The following is a 26,996-nucleotide window of genomic DNA, read 5'->3' as shown; positions in this document are numbered from 1 at the left end:
GTTTCCCCTTATTCCGCAGAAGAGGCCATTAGCGTCTGCTGACGCCAGGCAGTGAGATGGCGCACCCAGCGCTCAAACAGCATGTCGGTGATGATCGCCAATAGGGCGACGACCACGGCTCCCTGGATCACATAGGCGGTATTAAAGCCGCTAAGGCCAATGATAATCGGCGAGCCGAGTGTTTTTGTGCCGACCGTGGAGGCGATCGCCGCCGTGCCAATATTAATGATTACCGAGGTGCGGATACCGGCAACAATCACCGGCGCCGCCAGCGGCAGTTCGACGCGCCACAGGATCTGCCGAGCATTCATCCCCACCCCTTGCGCAATCTCACGGGTGGCACTGGGCACTGATTCAATACCCGCCAGCGTGCCCTGTAGGATGGGCAACAAACCGTAGAGGACCAGCGCGATAATTGCCGGCTGTTCGCTAAACCCCATCACCGGTACCGCAACCGCCAACACCGCAACCGGCGGAAAAGTCTGTCCCACCGCCACGACGGTTTCCACCAGCGAACGGAACTCTTTACCGGCACGCCGCGTCACCCCAATCCCGGCCGCCACGCCAATCACGACCGCAATCAGGCTGGAAACCGCTACCAGCAGCAGATGCGCCCATACCAGTGAGATAAAACTGTCCTGCTGATACACTGGCCGATCCAGATCGGGAAACCAGGCGGCAAACAGGCCATGCAAATGATTCATGCCAAACACCAATGCCAGCAACAGGGCAAAAGTCCACGGCAGCGGATCGCGCAGCCAGCGCAGGGCTTGAGGCGCACTCATGACAGCGCCTTTTGGGTAATCAGATCGCTGAAATGCAGCACGCCAAGCGCCTCACCTTGTTCACCCATCACCGGTAAACATTCCGTGCCACGTGCCACAAACACTGATAGCGCTTCACGCAGGCTCATAGCGGCAGCGATAGGGTCCCCTTCAGCATGACCAGGGCGTACCCGCTCAGCCACGGTGCCCAACGACAGCAGTTTGATACCGCGATCGCTGCGGCCAAAGAAATCGCGGACAAAATCGTTGGCCGGGGCCGTCAATAACGCCAGCGGCGTGCCCTGCTGTACGATGCGCCCCTGATCGAGCAACACAATACGGTCCGCCAGTGCCAGTGCTTCGTCAATGTCGTGCGTCACCAGTACAATGGTACGTCCGGAGAGATGATGAATACGCGCGATCTCCGTTTGCAACGCCGCACGCGTCACCGGATCGAGTGCGCCAAAGGGTTCATCCATCAGCAACACCTCGGGATCGGCAGCCAATGCGCGCGCCACGCCTACCCGTTGCTGCTGCCCGCCGGAAAGCTGGTGCGGGTAACGATGACGGAACACATCCGGTTCCAAATGCAACAGCTCCAGTAATTCCGTCACCCGATCGCGAATACGTGCCCGTGGCCATTTCAGCAGCTGTGGCACAGTGGCGATATTCTCCTCCACCGTCCAGTGCGGAAACAGGCCGATCGACTGGATCGCATACCCCATCCGGCGGCGCAGATCCTGCGGTTTGAATCTCTGGATCTCTTCACCGGCAAAGTAGATTTTCCCCTGGTCGTGTTCGATCAGTCGGTTGATCATTTTCAACGTTGTGGACTTGCCTGAGCCAGAGGTGCCGATCAATACGGTAAATTCACCCTTGGCAATCTGTAGCGTCAGATCGTCCACCGCGGGCTTGCCCTGAAAAATCTTGCTGACCTGATTAAACTGAATCATCGGCGTGACACTTCCAAAATTGAAACCATGAACTTAAACAGTGAATCGACGATAACCGCCATCACGATCACCGGAATGACCCCCAGCAACACCAGATCCAGTGCGCTGCTGAGCAGCCCCTGGAAGACAATGGCACCAAACCCTCCGGCGCCAATCAGTGCCGCCACGACCGCCATGCCCACGGTTTGTACCGCAAGAATACGCACACCGGTCAGGAACAGCGGCAATGCCAGCGGCAGCTGTACGCGGAAAAACACCTGCCCACGCGTCATCCCCATGCCACTGGCAGATTCGATCACGCTGGCCGGCACACTTTGCAACCCCGCCACGACGCTGCGTACCAACGGCAACAGGGCATACAGCACCAACGCAACAATGGCCGGAGCCATACCAATGCCACTGACGCCATGCTCTGCCAACCAGGGCAATGCCTTCGCCAAACCGGCCAAGGGCGCGATCAACAGGCCAAACAAGGCAATCGAGGGTACGGTCTGAATAATATTCAGCGTGGAGAATATCGGTGTCTGCCAACGTGCGGAGCGAAAACACAGCACCCCGAGCGGCAAGCCAATTAACAGCGTCGGCACCAGCGTCGCCAACAGGATCGTCAGGTGCTGCAACAGCGCTGCATCAAACACGTCCTGCCGGTTGTAGTACTCTTTCAACAGTGAAAGCTGATCCAACTGGTGATTAAACAGCAGCAACAGCGTCGGTAACATCACCATCAGATTGCCGAACATGCGCCACACGTGCGAAGCGGTTATGCGGCTCACGGCATCGGCGGCAATCAATAGACTTAGTGCCAGTATCAGCCAACAACCGCTTCCCCAGGAGGTGCGGGCCAGCCTTGAGCCATCCAATGCCAATTGCTGAGCTGCATGGCCGCTTAGCCAAAAGGTGAGCGCCAGCAATGCCGAAGCCGACAACGCAATCAGCAGCGCATGACGCCTCCGTGGGGCCAACAGGCTGAGTATGGCCAATACCAGCATGGGTGCCAGCAGCCACAACGCGGGGCCGTGCAACAGGGAAATCAGGGAAATACTCTTGCCCGATAACAGGCGATTGGGGGCATAACTGAGAAACGGCAGGCCAAATGCAGCCAGCAGTAACAGAATAAGCAGCGTCAGTAATACACGGTTTTTTACGGCAATAATCAAAGAAACTCTCCGGCTCCATGTTGGCCCCCAACTGGGGGCCAGTAGTGTTACCCCTTCACCAACCCTTTCTCTTTCAGGTAAGCCGCAGCCACCTGTTTGGCGTCCTGACCTTCCACCGCGATCTGTGCATTGAGCTTTTGCAGCGTCGGGCCATCCAGTGAAGCAAATACCGGTTTCAGTAATTCAGCGATGTTGGCATGCTGTTTTAGCGTGGCTTCGCGAATAATCGGTGCTGGCGCGTAAATCGGCTGCACACCCTTTGGATCATCCAGCGTTTGCAGCCCCAGCGCCGCCACCGGGCCGTCGGTCCCGTAGGCCATGGCCGCGTTCACACCGGATGTCTGTTCCGCCGCAGCCTTGATGGTCACCGCCGTGTCCCCCCCGGCCAGCGACAGCAACTGATCCTGATTCAGCGTAAAGCCATAGGCACTTTGAAATGCCGGCAAAGCATCTGGGCGTTCGATAAATTCCGCCGACGCCGCCAGTTTGAACTTGCCCCCTCCGTTGATCCACTTGCCCAGATCGGCAAGCGTTTTCAGATGGTTGGCATCCGCCACGTCCTGACGGATAGCAATGGTCCAGGTATTGTTGGCCGGGGCGGCGTCCAACCAGACAATTTTGTTCTTGTCATAATCCAGCTTTTTCACTTTTTCAAACCCGGCCTGAGCATTTTTCCATGCAGGGTCTTTTTCATCAGAAAAGAAAAACGCACCGTTGCCGGTGTATTCCGGGTAAACGTCAATTTCGCCGGAGGTGATCGCCCCGCGCAGCACTTTGGTGGTGCCAAGCTGCAACTTATTGGTGGTTTTGATGCCGTTAGATTCCAGCACCTGTACGATGATGTTCCCGAGCAATGAGCCTTCGGTATCAATTTTAGAGCCGACGCGTACCGTATCGGCCGCTTGCGCCACACCGACGCTCGCCGCAAGCAAACTCAGCGCCAGCGCAAAGACACGACCACGTGATGGAGTGATTGCCATACTTTTTCCTCTTGTTGTGTAGTGTCCGGCTATTTGGCCAGATCGATTGGAAAATCTTGAGAAACGCGCGTCCATCGCACAATAAATGTCTCCGTCGACCAAACAAGGTTTTCGCCCTGGGATTCCCTTGGCGGCTCGCCGACGGAAAACGGATGCACTTCAACGTCGATCGGGGTGAACGCGTAGTCACTCACCCACTGACCATAGCCCTGAACCACAAACCCTTGGCTACGCTGCTGGTATGCACTGCGCTCCGCCAAATACACCTGCCTTAAACCGTACCACGGTAAGCCGGGGAGATCATGGTGAACTAAATGATAGTTCAGATTGAGAAACAGCAGCCGCCACGGCCAAGCCGCCTCATTAATAATAGAACGTGCCTGCGGTGCGTCCACGGCGCGATGTTCAAAAAATGATCTCACCTTGGTCATCGCCAGCGCCGGGTAGCTGATCGCCATCAGGTAAAATACCGTGCCAATGCCATGCTGTTGCAACCACCCCAATACCGCCACCAGCAATAACATATGCACCAACCACATCACCAATGTGCGCATTTCACCGGCAGCGATCGTTTTTATCGCCGTGATTCCGGTAGCCGCAATGTCCAGCGCAGGGCCAAGCACAATGCGCCCGACCAGCGTATTACGCACCTTGGCCAACAGCGGAAAAATCCGTGGGTAGCGTTGCCATTGCGCTTGGCTAACGTAATAGCTTTCAGGATCTTCATGTGGATCGGTGAGATGTTCATTACGGTGATGCTGAATATGCGAATCACGATACAGACCATAGGGATACCATACCGCCAGTGGCAGCAAGCCGAAAAGCTGATTGAGCCGCGGCCAGCGCGTCGGATGACCGTGAATAAGCTCATGCTGTAGCGACATATACCAGGTTGTCAGCAAAATCAGCAACGGCGTGCCAAGCCAGGGGCCCATTGTCTGCCAGTATTGCACGACGCCAAACCAGCCGCCGTAAACCGCCGCCATAATCCCCCAGGTTGGCAGCTCCAAACGCCAAAACCAGCGCTGATTAAGCTGTTGGATCCAATCGCGTTGGGCAGGATGCAAATAGTGACTATGACGTTTATCTGAGGACATGCATGGGCTCGCTGTATAAGATTTTGCTCAGTATCAGCGAGCTGCCTGGACGCTCAAAATAACGAAAGCGGCAAAGCAAAGTGAAAAATCAGCACGTTATTACGCATTCAATGCAATTTCATGATCCCACAGGCATTGCTGAAAGAATCATGGCTCAATAAAAGCCACTATCTGATAAGTTAATGAAAAATGGTGACATCAGGAGGTGACATGCGTCAGCGGATCATCGTCTGCCCAATTATAGAAAATAAGGGCGAGTATTTACTGTGCAAAATGGCCGACGACCGGGGCGTATTCCCCGGTCAGTGGGCACTGTCCGGTGGCGGTATGGAGCCAGGGGAGACCCTCGAGCAGGCCCTCCGCCGTGAGATAAAAGAAGAACTGGGAGAAGCACTGCATATCACCCAGATTACTCCCTGGACCTTCAGGGATGACGTCCGTACCAAGACCTACTCAGATGGCACAACAGAGGAAATCTACATGCTGTATTTGATTTTCGACTGTGTGAGTGCCAACCGGCAGATCAGCTTTAATGAAGAGTTTCAGGCAATCGCCTGGGTCAGCCCCGACAAGATACCTGAGCTCGATCTCAATGAGGCCACGCGTATCACGTTTGCGCAAAAAGGCATTTTATAACCCGGCTTTTCTGCGCGCACTTTGCTCACCGCATCAGGGCATAAAATCCAGTACCACAAGGTTGAACAGTGCATACTCGGTCTCATTGGCCATTTTCGGCAGTTTGGCGCGTTGCACCGCCTGACTGGCCGCTGCGCAAAGCGCGTCGTCACCCCTCAGCACCTTAAAATCTTTCAGTGAGCCATCTGGCAACAGATGGAGGCTGATCGAACAGGTTTGGGATTTATATTTGCCGGGTAACTGCATTTCCTGGGTGATAGCAACGCGCATCCTTTCCGGATAACTGCTGCGGGGCGAAGATGTCGATAACGTTGCAACAGCCGGTGTTTCCAGCATGACACCGGCAGTGCGGGTGCCCTGATCGGCACCACAGCCCGTCAGCAACACCACCCATAGCCACATCCCTGTTTTCATGTCTCTGCATCCTTGTCCTGTCACCCACAGGTGAATAATCAGTATTCCGGGTATGCGCCCCCAGCATCGGCATATCGCTGTAAGCGCTCACGCCACCATTTTACCGCCAGGCCGGTGGCACTTTCACGCCAGCCAAAATAAGAAACGTCGCTACAGTGTTCAGATTCGACGCGTTTCGCTACCAATTCACCGCTTTTCAGGTAGGGTTCCGCCAGATATCGCGGTAGATAGCCGCAACCCAGGCCGCTAAGCTGTGCCCGCAATTTGGCATCGAAACCGAAGACCGTCAGCTGATCCTGCTCCTCAAGAATGTTCAAATTCTGCGGCGCATTCACACGCGAGGTATCACGAACCACAACGGCTCTGTGTTGACGAATTTCAGCCTTCGGCAAAGGCTCTGCCATTAACGCTAGCGGGTGCTGTGCCGCCACGGCAAATACGTAATCCAATCTCCCCAGCTGACTAAAAGCATAGCCTACGCGCGATGGGGGTTCACAAATCGCGCCAACAATAATATCTGCGCACCCATAAACCAACGACTCCCAGGACCCCGCCAGCACTTCATGGCTAAAGCGCAGGCGCGTATGGTGGTGCTGCTGATAAAACTCCTCGATCAGCGGCAACATACGTTCAAATGGAAAAGACGCGTCAATACCGAGCGTAATCTCGCTTTCCCAGCCGTTTTCCACATAACGCGCCTGTTGCTCCAAATCCTGCGCCGCACGCAACAGCACCCGTCCCTTTTCCAGCATCAGTTTGCCGGTATCGGTAAACTTTGCCCGATGGCCTGAACGATCAAGCAAGGTGACCTCAAGATCGTTCTCCAGTTTTTGCACCATGTAGCTCAACGCTGACGGCGTTTTGAACAGCACTGCTGCCGCTGCCGCAAAGGAACCATGCCGGTCAAGTGCATCCAAAATCAGTAACGCTTCCAGGTTTAATCTCACCGCTTCCCTCCGTGTATAAAAAAACTTAACAAGACGGCAAAAATTCTGCGCTATCTTTGAAATCAGCCCCTGCCTACCATGCGGTTCATCGGCGTTGTATTCATCCTTTGTTGAACCCTAATATCACTGGGAAGGTAAATCATGTCTAAGTTTCAATTACTTGATAAAGATAATTCCGCTCTAATTTTCATCGACCATCAACCACAAATGGCTTTTGGCGTGGCTAATATTGATCGTCAGCAACTGAAAAACAACGTGGTCGGTTTAGCCAAAGCCGGCAAGATTTTTAATGTTCCCACCCTTTTTACCTCTGTCGAAACCGAAAGCTTCAGTGGCTATATCTGGCCCGAGCTTTTAGCGGTACATCCTGAAATCACCCCGATCGAGCGTACCTCCATGAACTCTTGGGAAGATGCCGCTTTCGTGAAAGCCGTAGAGGCTACCGGCCGTAAAAAGCTGGTTATTTCTGCGCTCTGGACCGAGGTGTGCCTGACTTTCCCCGCGCTGATGGCACTCGAAGCCGGTTATGAGGTGTATGTCGTCACCGACACGTCCGGCGGGACATCCGTCGATGCGCATGAGCGTTCTATCGACCGCATGGTGCAGGCCGGTGCCATCCCGGTAACCTGGCAGCAAGTGCTGTTGGAATATCAACGTGACTGGGCGCGCAAAGAGACTTACGACGCCGTCATGGCGCTGGTGCGCGAACACAGCGGCGCTTACGGTATGGGCGTTGATTATGCTTACACCATGGTGCATCACGCCCCGGCGCGCGTGGCGAAATAAATCCTACCCCGGCCCTGCGCCGGGGTTTTCTGGAGTTGGTTGTTATGGCTCACCCGCAGCATGTCACGTTAGTCATCACTCATCGTTTGGCGCCAGGGCAAGAACAGGCCTACGAGGCATGGCTGAAACGCATTATGCCAGAGGCCGCCGCCTTCACCGGCCACCTCGGCGTCAATGTGATCCGCCCCACCGGTAGCGAACAGGCCTATACCGTTTTAGTCCGTTTTGACAACCTCGACAATTTATCGCTATGGGTTAACTCACCGCTGCGCAAACGCTATATCGAGGAAGTGTCGCCGCTGCTGTTGGAAAACGACCACATCGAAATTCGACCTGGTGCAGAGTTTTGGTTTACACCGCCGAGCGCCAACACGCGCCAACCTGCCAAATGGAAGCAATTTTTAATCACCCTGCTGGTGATCTTCCCGTCCACCAATCTGGTGCCTTGGTTTTGGGGCAAGCTGCTCCCCCAATTAAACGGCACGCTGACCGGCCATTTTCTCAATGACGCCACGGTAGTCGCCCTGGTTGTTTTCCTTTGGATGCCGATCGTGACTCGCGTATTTCATCAATGGCTCACCCGTCGTTAGGCGGCTTGCCCGGAGAACGTTATGAATAACAGTGCTTCCCTGATTATCACCAACGGTAAATTTCACACTGTCGATCGTGAGGCGCCCACCGCCCACGCGGTAGCTATCCGCGACGGTAAGTTCCTCGCCGTCGGCAGTGAAAATGAGGTCATGCAGCATGCAGGGCCGGAGACACAAGTGATTGACCTGCACGGCCATACGGCTGTGCCCGGCCTCAACGACTCGCATTTGCACCTGATTCGTGGCGGCCTGAACTATAACCTGGAGCTGCGCTGGGAAGGCGTGCCTTCGCTGGCCGATGCATTGCGCATGCTGAAAGAACAGGCACTGCGTACTCCAAGCCCACAGTGGGTGCGGGTGGTCGGCGGTTGGACTGAATTCCAATTCGCCGAACGCCGCATGCCGACACTGGACGAAATCAATCAGGCGGCGCCGGACACGCCGGTGTTTATCTTGCACCTGTATGACCGTGCCCTGCTCAACCGTGCCGCATTGAAAGTCGTCGGTTATACCAAGGACACACCGAATCCGCCGGGCGGCGAGATTCAGCGTGACAGTAACGGCAACCCAACCGGCATGCTGATTGCCAAACCCAATGCGATGATTTTGTACGCCACCTTGGCGAAAGGGCCGAAACTGCCGCTGGAGCAACAGGTTAACTCGACCCGCCAGTTTATGCGCGAGCTGAATCGGCTCGGCCTGACCAGCGCAATTGACGCCGGCGGCGGTTTCCAGAACTACCCGGATGACTATGAGGTGATCGCCGAACTGCATGAGAAGAAGCAGCTAACCATCCGTATTGCTTACAACCTGTTCACCCAACGGCCAAAACAGGAGCTGGAAGACTTTGAGCTGTGGACCGACATGCTGAAGCCGGGCCAGGGCACTGACTTTTACCGCCATAACGGTGCCGGGGAGATGCTGGTGTTTTCCGCTGCCGACTTCGAAGACTTCTTGCAGCCGCGCCCCGATCTGCCGGAAGGCACCGAAGATGAACTGGAGCGCGTAGTGCGGCACCTGGCGGAACACCGCTGGCCGTTCCGCCTGCACGCCACTTATGACGAGTCCATCAGCCGCATGCTGGATGTGTTCGAAAAAGTGAACCGCGATATTCCGTTCAACGGTCTGCACTGGTTCTTCGACCACGCGGAAACCATCTCCGAACGCAACATTGAGCGGGTAAAAGCGCTGGGTGGCGGCATCGCCGTGCAGCATCGCATGGCGTTCCAGGGGGAATATTTTGCCGAACGTTACGGCAAAGAGGCGACCAAACAGACGCCACCCGTAGCGAAAATGCTGGCAGCCGAGCTGCCAGTAGGGCTGGGCACCGACGCCACCCGCGTAGCCAGCTATAACCCGTGGACCGCACTGTACTGGTTGGTATCTGGCCGTACTGTCGGCGGTATGGCGATGTACGACGACAACGCACGACTGGATCGCGAGACGGCACTGATGCTGTGGACTCAAGGCAGCGCCTGGTTCTCGACTGAACAGGGTAAAAAAGGCCAGATTAAGGTAGGTCAATTGGCGGACTTGGCCGTGCTGTCACAAGACTATTTCAGCGTGCCGGAAGAGCTGATCAAAGGGATTGAATCGGTCATGACCGTGGTAGACGGCAAAGTGGTTTATGCCGCCGGGAGCTTCTCGCCGTTAGCGCCACCGGCAATACCGGTGTTGCCGGACTGGTCACCGGTAACGCAGGTGCCAGGGCATTATCGTTCTGCGCCACCGTCCGCTGCAAGCCGAGTCGGCGTGTTGAGCCAGGCGCACCAATGCTGTGGCCCATGCGGTGTGCACGCACATCAGCATGACGTGGCTCGCCGTTCCAGCATTCCAATTTCAGACGAGAATGCCTTCTGGGGGGCGCTTGGCTGCTCATGCTTTGCTTTCTAAGCCAATAAGCTATCAACTTAATAGCTTATTAAGTTGATAGCAAATTAACTGAGTAACCTCATAAACTCTGACGCTCTCAACCTGTGAGCGTCAGAGCCTGGCAATCAGTCGCGGTTAATGTCCAGCCAACGGCGCTGTTCCGCAGAAGCGGCTATCGCATCTAAAACGCAGGAGACTTTCCAGCCCTCTTCAAAGTCTGGCCACATAGGATCACCCGCAGCAATGCCATTAACCAAATCGCGGATCTCTACCGTTTTTTGATCGTTAAACCCAATGCCGTGTCCGGCACTAATACAGAAGGCGGCATAATCCGGGTGCTTGGGCCCGACCAGCAATGTTTTAAACCCCTGGCGTTCTGCTGGTTCATCGTGACGATACAGCTTTAATTCCGCCATGCGTTCCTGAGTGTAACTCAGCGTCCCCTGGGTGCCGGTAACCACATAGGTCAGCCCCATCTTACGCCCGCAGGCTATACGTGAGGTTTCGATCGTGCCCATGGCACCACTGGCAAAACGCACCAACGCACTGGCCTGATCCTCATTTTCTACCGCATGCATCAGCGAAGGGTCTTTCGCATCCGGACGCTGCTTGATAATGGTTTGCATATCACCGGAAACCGCCACAATGTCGCCCACCAGATAATGCGCCATATTGACGATATGCGCGGCCAAATCCCCCAGCGCCCCTAACCCGGCAGTGGCCTTGCGGCAATGCCAGTCGATCGGCGTACGCGGATCGGCCAGATAATCTTCGTTGTGGGTGCCATAAAAATGCACCACTTCACCGATTTCACCGCTGGCGATAATTTCCCGGGCCAGTTGGCTGGTCGGGTTCTTCATGTAGTTAAAGCCCACTAACGTTTTTACGCCTTTGGCGCGGGCAGCCTGCACCATTTCGGCGGCATCATCGGCATCCAGTGCCAGCGGCTTTTCAGAATAGACGTGCTTGCCATGGCGGATGGCCTCCAGCGCCATCTCTTTGTGCAGGAAGTTAGGGGCGCAAATATCCACCACATCAATCGACGGATCCGCCACCAGTTGCCGCCAGTCGCCGGTCGAACGCGAGAAACCAAACTCCGCAGCGCGCTGCTGCGCCAGCGCCGGCGTGACCTCAGCCAGCATTTCCAGCACCAATTCGCCTTTCAGTGGAAATACCGTCGCAGCCTGCGCATAAGCAATAGCGTGACAGCGGCCAATGTAGCCGGTGCCAATTAACCCAACGCGTACCTGTTTCATCGCCCTCTCCCATGATCCATAGCCATAATATGACGGCGCACACAATGAAATACACCATCTGATAATTGTTTATATGGAATATAAATTTCAATCACAAGCGAGAGGTAAAATAAAAATGATAATCGTGATGTCGTTCATAAAACGCTGCAGACTGGGATGAAACAACGAAAAGCCGGGTGAGCATAAACTCACCCGGCCGATTGAAATGAACTTTTTATTCCGAATCAGGGCAGCCCGTTGGCCCCGTGCAGCAGAAAACCAGGCCGCTGCTGCAAACGTTGAAAATAGCGGTTCAACGCCGGGTAGCTCGGCCGTGAAAACGGCGTCATTAACCACCGGTTCAAAGAGAGCCCCAGCACAATGTCCGCCAGGGTGAAAACGTCTCCGGCGGCATAAAGGCGACCACGTGACAGGTGCTGATCCAGCAGGCCCATCAGCCGGTTCCATTCCCGTTCGGCGGCGGCAAGGCTACCCGCATCCTGATACCCGGGATCTTGGCGCACCCGTGACATAAACACATAGCGCCATGCATTGTTGAGATCCGTCGCCTGCCAATCCATCCACATTTCGACAGCCGCACGCGCACCAGGAGCCTCTGGCAGCAAATCCTGACGCCCTTCTCGCCCCACCAGATAACGGCAAACCGTGTTGGACTCCCATAACACCTGTTCACCGTCGATCAGCACGGGCACCAGCCCATTAGGGTTTAGTGCGAGAAATTCCGGTTCCTGAGTGGAGCGAAAACCACTTCCCCACTCTTCCCGGGTTAAAGGTAACGCCAGTTCATGGCAGGTCCACAGCACCTTGCGAACGTTAATCGATGAGGCCTTACCGAGCAGTTTCAGCACTTAACGCCGCCAGAAAGGCTTGCTGCCTTCTCGCCATGCCGCAGCACGTGTCAGGCCGATGTCCGCCAGCTGCACGTCGTCCAACAGCAATAGCGCCTGACGTGTGCGATAGCGTTGCAGATACAGACGCCAGCGGGAAAAAGGGGGCTGGGAGTGGGTTGGCATACTGTCAACAGACAAGCTCGTCATCATATTCTCCTTCGTGTTTGCTCTGGAGTCATGATGCTGGGCATGGAGAAAACAATACAGATTCAAGTCCGCGGTATTTTTTCCATACAAAAGCTGTCTCTGTCTGTCTGAATGGTCTAATTTAACGTCATCTGTACCGGTTTTTTCTCATTCATTCTTATTTTAGGCATCTGTATGACACGCTACGCCACACTGGCTGCGATCCTTAGCCAACGCATTGAACAGGGTCTTTATCCGGCGGGCGACCGCTTGCCCTCTGTCCGCACGCTGAGCCAGGAACACGGCGTCAGCATCAGTACAGTGCAACAGGCCTACCGCCTGTTGGAAGAGAGCCAACTGGTGGAGGCGCGGCCCAAGTCGGGCTATTTTGTACGCCGGCGCCGCACATTAGCTGAATTGCCCGCCGTCACTCGCCCGGTGCAACGCCCCGTGGATATTTCGCAATGGGAGCAGGTGCTGGAAATGATCCGTCACAAGCCCCGCGAAGATTTGATACAACTCGGACGCGGCATGCCGGATATCAGTGAGCCGACGCTGAAACCGCTGATGAAAGCCTTGGGGCACATGGGCCGCCACGGCGATTTGCGCAGCCTGCTCTACGACAGCATTCAGGGTGTGCTGGAGCTGCGCGAACAAATTGCCCGCCTGCTACTGGATTCCGGCTGTCAGATCAGCCCCGACCAATTGGTCATCACCACCGGTTGCCATGAGGCCCTTTCCACCGGTTTACGCGCCGTGTGTCAGCCAGGTGAGATTGTGGCGGTGGATTCCCCCTGCTTCCATGGCACCATGCAAACGCTGAAAGGGTTAGGCATGAAGGCGCTGGAAATCCCTACCGACCCCCTCACCGGCATCAGTCTGGAGGCGTTGGAACTGGCGCTGGAACAATGGCCGGTGAAAGCCATTCTATTAACACCGAACTGCAATAACCCGTTGGGCTACATCATGCCTGAGGCACGCAAGCAACGTTTACTGACGTTAGCGCAGCGTTATGACGTGACGATTATTGAAGACGACGTATACGGCGATCTCGCCTATCAGTACCCGCGCCCGCCGTCTCTGAAATCCTTCGATGAAGACGAGCGGGTGCTACTGTGCAGCTCGTTCTCAAAAACCTTGGCTCCGGGTTTGCGCATTGGCTGGATTGCCCCCGGACGCTACCTGGAACGCGTGCTGCACTTGAAATACATCGGCACCGGCTCCACCGCCACTCAGCCCCAGTTGGCGATTGCCGACTTTATCCGTCATGGACACTACTTGCAGCACATGCGGCGTATGCGCGTGCGTTATCAGCAAAACCGCGACGTAATGACCGCGTGGATTATGGCGTATTTCCCCCCCGGTACTCGCGTCAGCCAACCGCGCGGTGGCTTTATGTTGTGGATCGAATTGGATGAAGACTTTGATACCCTGCGCCTGAACCGCTATCTGGAGCAACAGGGCGTGCAGATCGCCGTCGGCAGTATTTTTTCTGCCTCCGGCAAATACCGTAACTGTCTACGTCTCAACTATGCGCCCAAGCTGACGGCAGAAATTGAGCAGGCCGTACAACGGGTAGGTGCCACCATCCAAAAACTGATGCTGGCACCTTCTCCAATGCTTGAAACTGCATTGGCGCGATCGGATTAAACCATGTCGTCATCGGATTATCGCCCGGTGCCACCCTATTCTAAAGTGGCACCATCCAAAACGAAAAGGCATCCGCAACGATGAGTAGCGATCAGATCCCCCTATCCAGCGTGCTATTCGCCCGTCTGGCGGTTCTTGGCGTCGATATCGAAAGGGTGTGCCAACTGGCCCGCCTGCCGGTTGGGCTGCTCAACGAACGACGTGACAAGGTAAAGCTGTCCACCCGACAGTTCTTTGATATTTGGCGCGCCCTCGCTCAGTTGGCCGATGACAACACATTCGGCCTGCGCCTCGGCGGCGACGTAGCGCCAGAGCATTATGATATTGCTTCTGCCGCTGCACTGCACTCCGCCACGCTGGGGGAAGCATTACAAAAAATCGCCCGTTACAAGCGACTCCTGTGCCCGGAGGAACTGACGTTGACGGAAGATGGCGACGGTGTGCGTATGCACATCCGCTGGATCATGGCCGAAGGTCACGCACCGGCGCTGTTGATTGACGCCATCTTTGCCTCCATCATCACCCTATGCCGCCGCGGTACCGGCCTGCTGATACGCCCGCGATCCATCGAGCTGACGCGGCGACACAACGCGGCCTCACCGCTGCCGCGTTACTTTGGCTGCCCCATTCACTTCGACGCGCCGCGGGATGTGTTGGTGTTTGATCGTGCACTCATGCAGCAGCCGTTCATCACCTATAACCAGGACATGCTGGCGACATTGCTGCCCGGACTCGAGGCCGAACTGAGACAGGCACAGCAAGCGCAGGATTTGCCGACACAGGTGATGGCGATACTCGGCCGCAGCATGCGTGGCCAGCGCCCCAGCGTCAACAGTGTGGCGGCGGAGCTCTATGTCAGCGCGCGCACGCTACAGCGCCGCTTGCAACAGCAGGGTTACAGCTACCAACAGCTGCTGGACAAAACCCGCCACCGTACCGCCTGCCAACTGCTGGCGGAGACCGATCTGGAGCCGGGTGAAATCGCCTTTGTGCTGGGGTTTGAAGAATTGAATTCGTTCAGCCGCGCTTTTATGCAGTGGGAAGAGCAAACGCCCAACCGCTGGCGCACTCGACGGGTTGCCGACGCCAAAGAGAACAGGCAATGAGCCTGAACATCGTGGGCGCCAGTGGCACGATCGGCCAGCGTCAAAAGCGCAACCGAGAACGTCTTGTTGGCGCTGCCATCGGAGAGAAGATTCTGCTATGTTAAAGCCGCGCGCGTGGGCCGCCAGTGCCGCGCTTTCGCCCCTGTGACAGAGACAAATCGCATGCCGTCAAAGATTTTATTCAGCGCCTGCCTGGCCGGTTTTCACGTTCGCTACAACGGTTCCAATAAACCCTTATTCGACTCCACGCTGCAACGCTGGCAGCGCGAAGGGCGCTTGGTAGTTTGCTGCCCAGAGCTGGCCGCGGGATTTTCGACCCCGCGCCCCTCGGCAGAAATTACGGCGGCTGCCGAAGGTGCCACGGTGCTGGCTCAGCAAGCACGGGTCATGGAAGTCAGCGGCGGGGACGTCACCGACAGCTATCTGCTTGGCGCGCATCTGGCGTTGGAAACGGCGCGGCGACACGGCTGTCGTTTTGCCTTACTCACGGACGGCAGCCCATCCTGCGGCAGTCAGTTTATCTACGACGGCTCTTTCAGCGGGCAAACCAAACCCGGTAGCGGCGTCACCGCCGAGTTGCTACGCCAACATGGCATCGAGGTGTTTTCCGAGCATCAGCTCGACGCATTGATCGCCCGCGTTGAGGCGGTGGAACAGGTTTAACGCCGAAGATGCCGCGCTAATCGCTGCTGCAAATGCGAAATGCCCTGCGGGTGATGGATGAAGGTGTCGATACACATCATCTGCCAACGTTGCCCTTCATCGCCAAAACGAATGGCGGCAATGTCTTCTGGGGTAATTTCGCCCAACATAAACCAGGTCGGAGGGTAGCCAGCCAAAATGCCGTCGTAATACTGCTGGCATTTCACCTGCCGCGCATCAATCTGTAGGCCAAATTCCTCCTGAGTTTCCCGCTGCACGCATTGCAATGGCGTTTCATCGCCTTCACGCCCACCCCCGGGCAAATCCCAACAGCCAGGCCAGGGAATATTCGCGTTGTCATCACGTTGGTAAGTGAGCAACTTATCACCGCATAGCAGCGCGATTTTGGCGCCGCCAAAGTCGTGGTTGTCGGTAGTCAGTGACATTATTTCTCCCTCTGTCTGGATAAGCCTCAGCGCGGTCTCCCCCGGGGTCAGTGGTGAATCAAGGCAAAACCACGATCCGTGCCATCATCGTCGACGTAACGGATCCGCAGAAAAAAGGGGCCACCACTGTAAATACCGGCGAACTCGCGCGATAGAGGAAAAAGAAACGTAGTTTTACGCCTGTCTTCAGCCGTTTGACCGCTCACGCCGCGGGTTACCATGCCTGTTTGCACGTTTTAGCAGAACAGGACAAGGTTTTTTGCCGTGGTGAAACCCTTTTTACGCAGTGGCAGTTTAGATGATGTGCTTGCATTGGGCGAGAATGGGCAACCGGTTTATGCCTGCGCATTGCAGTTGCGAGAAACATTGCGCATTCGCCAACAGCAGCAAGCAGCCGATTGCCTGGCAATCCCGCAGCCGAACGACACGGGCACCCGCATTGACTGGTATTCTCCTTTTCCGGGGAAAGTGACGTCTTGGCTGGCCGCGAGTGATGCCCAACGTACGCAGGCCGTGCGTCTACTGGAACAGAGCCTGGAAGCATTCCGTACCTTGATCGCCCAGACACAGGCCACCGAGCACCCAAGCCACCGTTTGTTTGGCGCACTGCTGACCAAAGCAATGCAAATCCCCGACTCACAGCATGTCTATCTGGTAGAGGGTAAACCGGTGCTGACCTTTTGGGGGTTTATCAAGCCGCACGCGCAGTGTCAGGACGATCCTCTGGCGTGCTTGCGCCCGGTTGACGTGACAGAAGAAAAACCGACGCCAATCGCCCCCACACCGCGGCCCACAGTGATACCTCTAACCAAACCTACGCCGGTGCCTGCACCAGAAGTCGTGCCATCGGTGGCCGTCACACCCGCACAGCCACGCCGCCAGTGGCGACGCTATGGGTGGATTTTACCTGTGCTGATGCTGGTTGCTCTGCTGGCCCATCGGATGACCTCACCGAGCGCCCTGCCCGGCCCCGTTCCCGTGGCGCAGCAACCGGCATCGCCGGTCCGCGCTGCCGTCCCGCCGTTCAAACTGCAACTCCCATTAGCCCATGCAACGCTGATGCCGCCACCGCCTGAGCCGGTAGCCCTGCCGCCGGCAGACAAGAATTCGTTAGTGCTGCCCGCTGACGCCGTCAAAGCCGGATCGACGCGTTTTCTCAATGGCCAGTGGCGCGCCACCGTGGCATTGAAAGATCCCCTCACAGGCAAACGCCCTAGCCTGCAATACCGTCTGAACGGTGGCAAAGGGACAGCGAGAATTACCTACGGTGATACCATCACCTGCCGAACACCGGTGGAAGCCGGGCTAATGCAGTCTGGCAATCTGGTGATCAATAGCCGCACCAAAGCGCGCTGCAGCGACGGCAGCCGCTACCAAATACCGGAAATCGTCTGCAAGCAAAACGAAACCGGGCCTGCAGAGTGCACCGGCCGCTACGATGCGGACACGGTCTATCCCATGACGTTAAAGCGCGAGAGTAAATGATGTTGGCACCCCTGGTGGATTACAAACAAGCCATTACGCTGATTCAGGACAGTGGCATCCAATTTATGGATTTTGCCCTGACGCCGGTATTGGATGCCGATTTTCCGGGCAAATTTGTCCGTCAGACGGCAAGCGGCCCGCTTCTGCGCCTGCAATGGGATGCCGACACGGGCAAATACCTGTTACCTGCCCAGCCAGGGCAGGCCCCCGAGGTGGTACGTCCAGAGTTCAGTTTTTCCCTGCAGCAATCGCTGCAACTGCTGAATAACACCTGGCTGCCGCTGCCTTTCTCTCGTTGCACGTCATCCGGTGCATTTCTATCCGGGCCGGATAATTGGGCGCGGATGCAGATCGTCTTGCTGGATGCGCCCGATCAGGACGGCAATCTGCTGCGGGTCGTGTTTGCCTTTGATACCCGACTGGTCCCGGCGGGACAGGAGGCTCTTGGCCCAAGCGAAAGCGATCTCAATACGGGGCTCTGCTTCTCACTGGCCCACCGTAACCATGAGTTAGGCGAGTTTCTCGATCTGACCTGGGTAGACAGTTGGTTGCGCGAGGTCTTTACGCAATGCGCGTCCAGCCTGGAGGCGCGCACCGAAACAGAGATATACGCCGGGCTGAAAACCTTCGAATACCAGGCGCATTATCTCAACGTGTTGAATATGCTGGGCAACCAGCTAACGGTTCCACGGATAAAAATCATCGGGGAAACGCCACAGCAGCCCGCGATTAACGTGGACGTGATTTTAGATGTCGGGAACTCCCACACCTGCGGGGTGCTGGTCGAAGAACATCCACAAGAAAATAACGGTTTGAAGCAGACCAATGAATTGCAATTGCGCTCATTGTCCATGCCGCATTGCGTTTACAGCGCGTTGTTTGAAAGCCGGGTCGAGTTTGCCCAAGCCTCATTTGGCAAACAGCATCTCTCGTTCCAAAGCGGACGCGATGATGCCTTTATCTGGCCTTCGATTACCCGTGTCGGCCACGAAGCCATGCAACTGGCGCAGCAACGGGAAGGTACCGAAGGCACCACCGGAATATCCAGCCCGCGCCGTTATCTGTGGGACGAAGAACGCTATGCGCCCGGCTGGCGTTTTAACGGCAAACAAGAGCCCATGGCCGCCGCAGCGCCATTGACGTCACTGATCAACGACGAAGGTTTGCCGCTGTCCGGGTTGCCCGTAGAGGCACGGCTGCCGGTATTTGCCGCCCATTATAGCCGCAGTGCAGTCATGACCCTGATGCTGACCGAACTGCTGGCGCAGGTGCTGATGCAAATCAACAGCGTCGCTCAGCGGCTTAAAATGCCGAACACCTCTGCACCGCGTCGGTTGCGTAGCATCATCCTGACATTGCCTTCGGCGATGCCCAAACCAGAGCGTGAAATTTTCCGTCGCCGCATGCAGGAAGCCATTGGTCTGGTATGGAAAGCCATGGGTTGGCACCTGTTGGATGCGCCATTCGACGGTGGCAACACCCGTGTCCCCGTGCCTCAGGTGCACATGGAATGGGATGAGGCGACCTGTGGCCAGATGGTTTATCTGTATAACGAAACCCAGGTGAATTTTGCCGGCCGTACCGACGCCTTTTTTGCCGCAATGGCCAGGCCTGACCGGCCAACAGAACCCGGAACACAACCGGGAAAAATGCTGCGTATCGCCTCCATTGATATCGGTGGCGGCACGACCGATTTGGCCATCACCCAATACGCGCTGGATGATGGCGTTGGCAACAACATTAAAATCAATCCGCGTTTGTTGTTCCGCGAAGGATTTAAAATCGCCGGTGACGATATTTTGCTGGATATCATTCAGCTGTTTATTTTGCCTGCTGTACAGCAGGCCGTCGAAAATGCCGGCGTCGTCGCAACACCGGCAATAATGGACAAGCTGTTTGGCAATGAAGGCCGTATAGATGGGTTTTCCACGCTGCGTCAGCAGGCCACGCTACAAATTTTCATGCCTGCCGGGCGTGCATTGCTTAGTGCGTACGAGGATTACGATCCCCTGGATGCCCATGCGGAAATCGCCACCAGTTTGGGTGAGTTGCTGCCACAGATGCCGACGCCACAGGTGCTGGCCTTTATCAACGGTGAGATTCAGCGCGAGTCCTCGGCCACTGACTTCGATATTCTGCACACCCCACTGGTCATTCGTCTGGGAGCCCTGCACGCGGCCTTCCTGTCTGACAGGATCGGCATAAATCACTGCCTGCGCCTGCTTGCCGAAGTTGTGGCGTTATACACCTGCGATGTGTTGCTGCTGACCGGCCGGCCGGCGCGTTTCCCTGGGGTTCAGACATTATTGCGTCACCTGCAGCCGCTACCTGCCAGCCGAATCTTGCCGCTCGAGGGATATCACACACGCAGTTGGTACCCCTTTAATAAGGGTGGGCGTATCGATAACCCAAAATCAACCGCCGCCGTGGGGGCCATGCTGTGCCTGCTTGCGATCGATCTGCGTCTGGAGAGTTTTTATTTTAACGTCGGGGACTTCCAGCCCTATTCCACCATTCGCCATCTGGGCATGCTGGATAGCAATAACATGCTGGCGGACGATAACCTTTACTATCGCGATATCGATCTCGATTGCGCGGACTTTTCGCTGGATCCCGACACGTATTTCCAGCTTCGTGGCCCCCTGCGCCTGGGGTTCCGCCAGTTGGATAACGAACGCTGGCCCGCGTCGCCACTGTATACCCTCACCATCACCGACCCTCAGCTGGCGCGTAAACTGGCGGGCGATGCCGTCATCAGCCTACGCTTGGCGATTACCGGCAGCGATGAACAGGGCGCTGAAGGGGTCAGCATCGCCCAGGCGCATTTAGCCGATGGAACGCCTATTCCCGCTCATCATCTGCAATTAAAACTTAATACCTTGGCTGCCAGCGCCTCTGGCGCAACCCATTATTGGATCGACAGCGGGAGCATTTATCAACGATGAAACCTATCACCTCCGGCGCAGCAGAGCCGATAAACAGCCTGGGTAACAGCATCATTCAGGCGATTGACTGGGTTGCCAGCACGCGGCAGCAATCCACGCGGCTGAGCAGAGAAGCCGATAATCTGACGGTTCGTCTACGCCGCAGTTACAACCGGGCCAGACAACTGGACAGCGCTATGCATCATCGCGTTGCCATCGGCCTTTATGGCCACAACGCCGCAGCCAAAGCCCATTTATTGGCGGCGTTGGCTCCCGGCGCCAGTCCCTTGACCGACGCTGCTACGTTGACGGTGCGTTACAGCGCTTCCGGCACCCAGACGCCCCCTGCTTATCCTGTTGCCATCTCCTTACTTGATGAAGCGCAGTTGATTGCCATGATGATCGGCACCGCCGTGATGGGCGGTTTTCATGCAGACGGGGACACGCGTGCAATGGCCGCGCACCTTGCTGCATTGGAGCGCCACCGCCAGCCTATGGCTATCGACGGTCTGGACAGCAACGCGGTGGTTGCGCTGTGGGACAGCCTGCGTCACCAGGGTGGCAAAGCGCAACAGGCGCTGGAAAGACACTTCTGGCCACAGGCCATCTTGCTGGCGCCCTATCTGAGTGTGGATGAACGTGCCAGGCTGTTTGCGCCGCTTTGGGGTGAGGATCCGGTTCTGACTGCCAACTATCGGCAGTTGGCGCATGCGTTGCACGATCTGGGTCACTGTCAGCGAGTACAGGCATCTCGTCAGGTATTGGATCCAGACAGCGGCATTCTGCATGCCGGTATGATGACAGCCCCCACGGAGGACAAACTTACCGTACTGACGGAGAAGGGTGACACCGTGGGCATTGCACTCAAGAGTCTGGCCTGGTTGGCAGCAGAAGTGACAACAACATTACCGCTGAGGAAAGGCGCCGGGTTGCCAGACGACGTAGAACTGCTTGACCTGCCGACCAGCAGCCGATGCCCTGGTGCTGGGGTGACTGAACGCATGCAGCAGGCAAAGCGTGCCAGCCTGCTGATTCTCGCTGCCGATAGCCTGCACGCCAACCTGCTGCTGGTTACCGATGCCGCCAGCACGCCGCAAGATGCCAGCCGTGCGGGCAACGCGCTGGCCTACTGGGTCAGACAAACCCAGGGTGAAAACACAGAGGTCCGCACCCGCAGAAAGCCGGGCTTAATCTGGGCGATCACAGCCTTCGACTCACGCCAAGAGGGAAAACCACGCCCAGATGATGCCGTTCAACGCTATGTCGGTGAGCCGGGCGAAAGCTGGGCCACATTGCTGGCGGTGGATGAGAGCGACTGCCATCGCATGGTGGCCTATCTGGCCGCACAGGCACGTCCGACATTGAAGCATGACCGCGCCCTGGAACAACGGCAGGAGCTGCAACGCGAACTCACGGAAAGTTTGCTGGGCAACTGGCTGCGCAAGACAGACCCGCAGTTAACGCATCAGCGCGCCCAACACCTACTGCGTGCGCTACAGGCACAAGCCGGGGTTCACGGCGAGTTACTCGAATGGCTGCTGCCGCAGTCCAACACGCTGCGTCAGCTGTACGTGCAACAACAGCATATCTTACCTGCACCCGTGACCTCAGCTTCGCCGTTCGATGAGGAGATCGATCTGTTTGGCGACGGGAATATCCCCCCCGCCGCGCCAACAGAACTTAGCGGTTCCCCCTTTGCCCAACGGGTGTTTGCCGATTGGGTCAACCACCTGCGCACCCTGCCCGATAATCCTCAATTGCGGATATTGCTGGGCGTCGGGAAACAGCATCTGGAGATACTGGTTGATGCATTGATCACCGCCGCTTGTCGGCTGGGGATTGCTGAATCGCTGGAACGCGCGCTGTCTGCCGGGTCCCTACCCGAACAAGGCGAAGATCGGCAGGTGAGCCAGGCGTTAGCAATATTGGGGGATTTCGTCACCTGGTTGGGTTTCCAGCAGCGCGAGGCCGCTTTACGCCCTGTCAGCCGGATTAATCACGGCCAGCCGATCTTTTCCCCGCCGCCGCAGCCGGCGGTTAACTGGGGTAGCCAACAGCGGCTAGCCAAGCTGGCGCCCACGCCGGCAAGAAATACGGCATTTTATATTTACGATTGGCTGATCGGCCTCCAGACGCTGCTGGCTGAGAATGGGGTTGCCGAAGCGAAGGGCCCACTCGGCGAGACTTCCCATGCAACGCTGGCCACCATTGTCGCCGCGTTACGCACTGAGGCAGCCTGATAATTTTTACTGATAGATCACATCGTCAAAGCGGCTGGTGTCTATCCCCGCTGCATGCTTGTTGGCTGCGTTTGTGCGCCGCAATGCAACGCCAATGATTTAGGGTATAGTGAAAAACCGTTTTCACCACAGGCGAACAATAACGATGAACTCTCCGTTTCTGGTTACTCCACAATGGCTTGCGCAGCACATCAACGATGAAAATCTGATCGTCGTTGATGTCAGAATGTCTCCTGTCGGTCTGGTGCCGAAAAAAGACATGCTCGCCGAGTTTGAACGCGGCCATATACCGGGCGCGGTGTATTTTGATATTGATAACGTCGCGGACAAACATACCGACTTACCGCATATGCTGCCGACAGCCGATGAATTCGGCGCAGCCGTCGGCAAGTTGGGCATCAACGAACAACAGACCATTGTGTTTTATGACGAGGGCAATCAATTTTCTGCTCCGCGCGGTTGGTGGACTTTCCGCAACTTTGGCGCACAACAGGTTTATGTGATGGACGAAGGCTTAAACGGTTGGATAGCGCAAGGCCAGCCACTGGAAACCGGCGCTGCACAGCGTTCGCCGCACACGTTCAACGCCCGTTTTAATGCCGATGCGGTCGTCAATATGCAGCAGGTGGAGCAAGCGCTGAACACGGAAGTGCAAATCCTTGATGCACGCGCCGCCCCCCGTTTTTACGCCGAAGCGCCAGAACCCCGCCCTGGTCTGCACCGCGGTCATATTCCCGGCAGCATCAACATCCCTTACGGGGAACTGCTGGAAAATGGCCGTTTCAAATCGCTGGAAGCCCTCAACAAGACCTTCACCGACAAAGGGGTGAATATCAATGGCCCAATCATCACCAGCTGCGGTTCCGGCGTCACTGCGGCGGTGCTGGCTTTCGGCTTGTTATCGCTCAATGCACCGCAGGTGAAGCTGTATGACGGCGCCTGGAGTGAATGGGGCGCACTGAGTGGCAAACAGCCGATCGAACAGGACTAATTCTGGATCCGATCGGCCACGATCTGCGCTAAGCGCTGGATTGCCCCCGAGGGGTGATCTTCCGCACGGTGCAGTACCACACCTAGCGCGTTTAATGACGGTAACGTACCGGCTGGCAAACGGGATAAACCCGACGGCAGCCCGGCATCGGTGCGTACCGTCACCCCCAATCCTGCGCTGACTGCCGCCCAGATACCGTTCAGGCTACGGCTGGTAAAGACAATACGCCACGCAATGCCGGCGCGATCCAAGGCCTGCGTCGCCGCGCTGCGCAGCAGACAAGGGGCATCAAACATCACCAACGGCAATGGCTCGTCTCCCTGACGCCAGGATGCCAGTTCGAAATGGGGCGACGTTATCCAATGCATCTGCCGCTGCCCCAGCATCTGATGGTACGGCGTGCTGATCCCCCCGTCCCAGGCCAGCGACAAATCTAACTGCCCTTTCAGCACCCAGTCGATCAGCTCGGCATTGCGGGCAATGCGCGCTTCGATACGCACTCGTGGATGCGCCCGGGCAAAACTGCCCAAAACCTGGGGCAAAAAGGTTTCGCCGAAGTCCTCCTGCAGCCCCAGGCGTACCGTCCCCTGCAGGTCCAGCCCGCGTACCGCAGCGGCGGCTTCATCGTTAAGCTCCAGCAATCGGCGGGCGTAGCCCAGTAATGTTTCACCGGCTTCCGTCATTACCATACCGCGCCCGGCCTTTGTCAGGATCGGCGTGCCGATCTGCTGCTCCAGCTTTTTCAGATGTGCGCTGACCGCAGAGGTTGAACGCCCCAGCCGCTCCGCCGCCTTAGCGAAACTGCCCAGCTCAATGCCCGTGACGTAACTGCGCAGATCCTCGAGATCGAAGGTGACTCGTCCCATCATGACCATCCCGTTTTTCAGAAACATGAATCAAAGTAATGCCGATTTCACTGATAAAGATGGCGTGGGATACTCGCCCGGTCAACCGCTTTGAGGAGAATCGTGATACTTGCCATGCCCTTTGACCACACTGTGCCACGGGTTGACAGCCAGATTTGATATTGATAATCATTATCAATGATAAGTTTTCAATGAGGGCCTGCCCGATGCCGCCCTTGAGGTCAGCCACTATGTCATCATCACTGATTACACCTTATGTCACCCGCTGCTGTATCGTTGGCGGCGGCCCCGCTGGGCTGATGCTTGGCTATCTGTTGGCACGGGCGGGGATAAACGTGATGGTGCTGGAAAAGCACCCCGACTTCTTGCGTGATTTTCGCGGTGACACCATTCACCCCTCAACGTTAGAAATCATGCACCAGCTCGGCCTGCTGGAAGAACTGCTGGCACTGCCTCACCAACGTGCAGAAACATTGCACGCCGAAATCGCCGGGCGTGATATTCGACTTGCGGACTTCACGCGCCTGCCGACGCGCTGCAAATTTATCGCCTTTATGCCGCAATGGGAGTTTCTCAACTTTCTGGCCGAAAAGGCCGCCGCGTTTCCGACGTTCACGCTGATCACATCGGCTCAGGTACACCAACTGTTGTACGACCGTGGCCAGGTCTGCGGCGTACTGGCAGAGACGCCGGATGGCCCGATCCGTGTGCGTTGCCAGTTAGTGGTAGGTACCGACGGGCGCAATTCAGTGGTGCGCGAACAGGCGGCTCTCAGCAGCCGTTCTTTTGGCTCGCCGCGCGACGTCTTGTGGATGAAGCTTGATAAAAAACCCGGTGACCCCGCCTGGTCGATGGGCCATACCGGGCCAAAACAAAACTTCATCATGATCGACCGAGGCGACTACTGGCAGTGCGGTTATTCGATCGACAAAGACAGTTTTGAGGCGATCCAGCAGGACGGGCTGGACAAGTTTTTGCTGCATATCGCCGAAGTTGCCCCTTTCCAGGACCTTCGTTTGCAAGAGATCCTCAGTTGGGATCAGGTGAAACTCTTGAGCATCCGTATTGATCGGCTGGATCGGTGGGCCAAACCGGGCGTACTGTGTATTGGTGACGCCGCACATGCCATGTCCCCCATTGGCGGTGTCGGGGTGAATTTAGCGATTCAGGATGCGGTCGCTACCGCCAACGCCATTATTCCTCCGCTACGCAATCAGAACTTGCAGTTAAAACACCTGCTGCGTGTGCAACGCCGCCGCAATTTCCCCACCAAAGCCACACAGTTCCTGCAAATTAAAATGAGCCAGCGCAGACCCAAAAAACGCCGCGCGCAGGGTGGGAAAAACCTGATGATGCGCGTCGGTAACAGCCGCTGGTTGCCGCGGTTATTTGGGCGGATTATTGGTCTGGGGTTCAGGCGGGAAACACCGAAACATCTTGCTGAGTGATTGTCTTCCCATCGGGCGTGCTGCGGTTGGACATGGCGTCTGACGCTCGCAACGCCCGCTTAACCTTGAATAATTTTTGTTGTGTTTGACCTTTCACGTCATACTCGCTGCGGGATAAAAATATCTCCCGTGTTTTACGTTGGCAAAATATTCATCAGGAGCAGTCCGTTCCCTTCAGGGCAGCAACCGTTACTCATTTCCCCAAAAGAGGTCTACATGTTCAGCATCCGCCAGGCGTTGAGCGGTGATTTAGCACAGGTTCGCGACGTGGGTATCCGCACTTATCAGGCCCACTTTGGCGAACTTTGGCACCACAAAGAGGAGTTAGACGCTTTTCTGGCGCAGGATTTTGCGGTTGAAGCCCTCGAAAAAACGCTACAGGATCCGGATGTGTGCTGGCTGCTGGGGTATGAAGGCGAAAACCTGGTGGGCTATGCGCGGTTGAATTTCGACAGCCTGCTGACCCCTACCCAAGCCCTTGGCGCAGAGCTACAGAAGATCTATTTCTTGCCGGAATATGCCGGGCGGGGTTATGGCCAGCGTTTTTTTGAACAGGTTCAGCAACGGGCGCGAGAACGTAAGCAAGAAACGTTCTGGCTGGAAGTGCTAAAGCGCAATACCAGCGCCCAGCGTTTTTACCAACGCCAGGGGCTGAGCATTTGCGGCGAGACCTGTTACACCAGCGCCCAAGGTTCCATTGGCATCTGGTATATGTCGAAAGCGCTGTAAC

Annotated in this window: 25 protein-coding genes; 13 read left to right on the top strand and 12 right to left on the bottom strand. The window is 56.5% G+C overall.

From position 1 onward, the window contains the following. Positions 1-8 precede the first annotated feature (8 nt). From JOE25_RS00795 to JOE25_RS00775, 5 genes are read right to left on the bottom strand one after another with little or no spacing between them, the layout of a single operon-like run. On the bottom strand, positions 9-785 hold the full coding sequence (locus tag JOE25_RS00795; RefSeq protein WP_245209668.1) for an ABC transporter permease: 777 nt from the start codon (positions 783-785) through the stop codon (positions 9-11). After that, positions 782-1,717, bottom strand: a complete 936-nt coding sequence (locus JOE25_RS00790; RefSeq protein ID WP_209632321.1) for an ABC transporter ATP-binding protein — start codon at positions 1,715-1,717, stop codon at positions 782-784. Before JOE25_RS00790 ends, JOE25_RS00795 begins: the two co-directional genes overlap by 4 nt. Beyond that, entirely contained in the window at positions 1,714-2,874 is a 1,161-nt protein-coding gene (locus tag JOE25_RS00785; RefSeq protein ID WP_209632320.1) for an ABC transporter permease, read from the bottom strand. Before JOE25_RS00785 ends, JOE25_RS00790 begins: the two co-directional genes overlap by 4 nt. Before the next feature lie 47 nt (positions 2,875-2,921). Further along, positions 2,922-3,854 (bottom strand): ABC transporter substrate-binding protein, encoded by a 933-nt coding sequence (locus JOE25_RS00780; protein ID WP_209632319.1) that lies wholly within the window; start codon positions 3,852-3,854, stop codon positions 2,922-2,924. Between the two features lie 29 nt (positions 3,855-3,883). Then, positions 3,884-4,951, bottom strand: a complete 1,068-nt coding sequence (locus JOE25_RS00775) for a fatty acid desaturase (RefSeq protein WP_209632318.1) — start codon at positions 4,949-4,951, stop codon at positions 3,884-3,886. A 210-nt stretch (positions 4,952-5,161) separates the two neighbouring features. Between JOE25_RS00775 and nudI the strand changes: the two genes are divergently transcribed. After that, positions 5,162-5,587, top strand: coding sequence for a nucleoside triphosphatase NudI (gene nudI / locus JOE25_RS00770; protein WP_209632317.1), 426 nt, complete (start codon positions 5,162-5,164; stop codon positions 5,585-5,587). 33 nt (positions 5,588-5,620) lie between these two features. Here the strand turns inward: nudI and JOE25_RS00765 are convergent, their stop codons facing one another. Both JOE25_RS00765 and JOE25_RS00760 read right to left on the bottom strand, forming a co-directional pair. After that, the gene (locus JOE25_RS00765) at positions 5,621-6,001 is read right to left on the bottom strand and encodes a cell envelope integrity TolA C-terminal domain-containing protein (RefSeq protein ID WP_209632316.1); all 381 of its coding nucleotides are present in this window, start codon (positions 5,999-6,001) and stop codon (positions 5,621-5,623) included. Positions 6,002-6,039: 38 nt separating this feature from the next. Next, entirely contained in the window at positions 6,040-6,948 is a 909-nt protein-coding gene (locus JOE25_RS00760; RefSeq protein WP_209632315.1) for a LysR family transcriptional regulator, read from the bottom strand. A gap of 141 nt (positions 6,949-7,089) precedes the next feature. On the opposite strand from JOE25_RS00760, the gene JOE25_RS00755 reads away from it, so the two are divergent. Genes JOE25_RS00755 through JOE25_RS00745 form a run of 3 tightly spaced genes read left to right on the top strand, consistent with a single transcriptional unit; the run spans position 7,090 to position 10,217 of the window. Further along, the gene (locus JOE25_RS00755) at positions 7,090-7,734 is read left to right on the top strand and encodes a hydrolase (protein ID WP_037422649.1); all 645 of its coding nucleotides are present in this window, start codon (positions 7,090-7,092) and stop codon (positions 7,732-7,734) included. 44 nt (positions 7,735-7,778) lie between these two features. After that, positions 7,779-8,324 carry an antibiotic biosynthesis monooxygenase gene (locus JOE25_RS00750; protein WP_209632314.1) on the top strand — a complete coding sequence of 182 codons (546 nt, stop codon included), beginning with the start codon at positions 7,779-7,781 and terminating at the stop codon, positions 8,322-8,324. Positions 8,325-8,345: 21 nt separating this feature from the next. After that, positions 8,346-10,217 carry an amidohydrolase gene (locus JOE25_RS00745; protein WP_209632313.1) on the top strand — a complete coding sequence of 624 codons (1,872 nt, stop codon included), beginning with the start codon at positions 8,346-8,348 and terminating at the stop codon, positions 10,215-10,217. Between the two features lie 104 nt (positions 10,218-10,321). Here JOE25_RS00745 and JOE25_RS00740 read toward each other — a convergent pair whose 3' ends face one another. From JOE25_RS00740 to JOE25_RS00730, 3 genes are all read right to left on the bottom strand, one after another. After that, positions 10,322-11,452 (bottom strand): Gfo/Idh/MocA family oxidoreductase, encoded by a 1,131-nt coding sequence (locus tag JOE25_RS00740; RefSeq protein WP_209632312.1) that lies wholly within the window; start codon positions 11,450-11,452, stop codon positions 10,322-10,324. 224 nt (positions 11,453-11,676) lie between these two features. Further along, positions 11,677-12,300, bottom strand: coding sequence for a glutathione S-transferase (locus JOE25_RS00735; protein WP_209632311.1), 624 nt, complete (start codon positions 12,298-12,300; stop codon positions 11,677-11,679). Further along, entirely contained in the window at positions 12,301-12,489 is a 189-nt protein-coding gene (locus tag JOE25_RS00730) for a DUF1127 domain-containing protein (RefSeq protein WP_209632310.1), read from the bottom strand. A gap of 174 nt (positions 12,490-12,663) precedes the next feature. Between JOE25_RS00730 and JOE25_RS00725 the strand changes: the two genes are divergently transcribed. From JOE25_RS00725 to JOE25_RS00715, 3 genes are all read left to right on the top strand, one after another. After that, entirely contained in the window at positions 12,664-14,118 is a 1,455-nt protein-coding gene (locus JOE25_RS00725; RefSeq protein WP_209632309.1) for a PLP-dependent aminotransferase family protein, read from the top strand. Between the two features lie 80 nt (positions 14,119-14,198). Next, complete coding sequence (locus JOE25_RS00720) at positions 14,199-15,224, top strand: AraC family transcriptional regulator (RefSeq protein WP_209632308.1); 1,026 nt, start codon at positions 14,199-14,201, stop codon at positions 15,222-15,224. Positions 15,225-15,386: 162 nt separating this feature from the next. Further along, the gene (locus JOE25_RS00715; protein ID WP_209632307.1) at positions 15,387-15,887 is read left to right on the top strand and encodes a DUF523 domain-containing protein; all 501 of its coding nucleotides are present in this window, start codon (positions 15,387-15,389) and stop codon (positions 15,885-15,887) included. Here the strand turns inward: JOE25_RS00715 and JOE25_RS00710 are convergent. Further along, on the bottom strand, positions 15,884-16,312 hold the full coding sequence (locus JOE25_RS00710; RefSeq protein ID WP_209632306.1) for an NUDIX hydrolase: 429 nt from the start codon (positions 16,310-16,312) through the stop codon (positions 15,884-15,886). The two genes, JOE25_RS00715 and JOE25_RS00710, sit on opposite strands and share 4 nt — an antisense overlap. 264 nt (positions 16,313-16,576) lie before the next feature. Here JOE25_RS00710 and JOE25_RS00705 point away from each other — a divergent pair, with 264 nt between their 5' ends. From JOE25_RS00705 to sseA, 4 genes are all read left to right on the top strand, one after another. Then, positions 16,577-17,797 (top strand): SrfA family protein, encoded by a 1,221-nt coding sequence (locus tag JOE25_RS00705; protein WP_209632305.1) that lies wholly within the window; start codon positions 16,577-16,579, stop codon positions 17,795-17,797. Beyond that, positions 17,797-20,742, top strand: a complete 2,946-nt coding sequence (locus JOE25_RS00700) for a virulence factor SrfB (RefSeq protein WP_209634128.1) — start codon at positions 17,797-17,799, stop codon at positions 20,740-20,742. Before JOE25_RS00705 ends, JOE25_RS00700 begins: the two co-directional genes overlap by 1 nt. After that, complete coding sequence (locus JOE25_RS00695; protein ID WP_209632304.1) at positions 20,739-22,961, top strand: virulence factor SrfC family protein; 2,223 nt, start codon at positions 20,739-20,741, stop codon at positions 22,959-22,961. Before JOE25_RS00700 ends, JOE25_RS00695 begins: the two co-directional genes overlap by 4 nt. A 145-nt stretch (positions 22,962-23,106) precedes the next feature. Beyond that, entirely contained in the window at positions 23,107-23,952 is an 846-nt protein-coding gene (gene sseA / locus JOE25_RS00690; RefSeq protein ID WP_209632303.1) for a 3-mercaptopyruvate sulfurtransferase, read from the top strand. Here sseA and JOE25_RS00685 read toward each other — a convergent pair. Further along, complete coding sequence (locus JOE25_RS00685; protein ID WP_209634125.1) at positions 23,949-24,818, bottom strand: LysR substrate-binding domain-containing protein; 870 nt, start codon at positions 24,816-24,818, stop codon at positions 23,949-23,951. The two genes, sseA and JOE25_RS00685, sit on opposite strands and share 4 nt — an antisense overlap. Positions 24,819-25,048: 230 nt before the next feature. Between JOE25_RS00685 and JOE25_RS00680 the strand changes: the two genes are divergently transcribed. After that, entirely contained in the window at positions 25,049-26,266 is a 1,218-nt protein-coding gene (locus tag JOE25_RS00680) for an FAD-dependent oxidoreductase (protein WP_209632302.1), read from the top strand. A 216-nt stretch (positions 26,267-26,482) separates the two neighbouring features. Continuing rightward, complete coding sequence (locus JOE25_RS00675) at positions 26,483-26,995, top strand: GNAT family N-acetyltransferase (RefSeq protein ID WP_209632301.1); 513 nt, start codon at positions 26,483-26,485, stop codon at positions 26,993-26,995. The last annotated feature ends 1 nt before the right edge of the window (position 26,996 follow it).

This window comes from Serratia sp. PL17 (assembly GCF_017832355.1).
GTDB lineage: Bacteria > Pseudomonadota > Gammaproteobacteria > Enterobacterales > Enterobacteriaceae > Serratia.
This window is presented reverse-complemented; position numbering and strand designations above follow the sequence as displayed.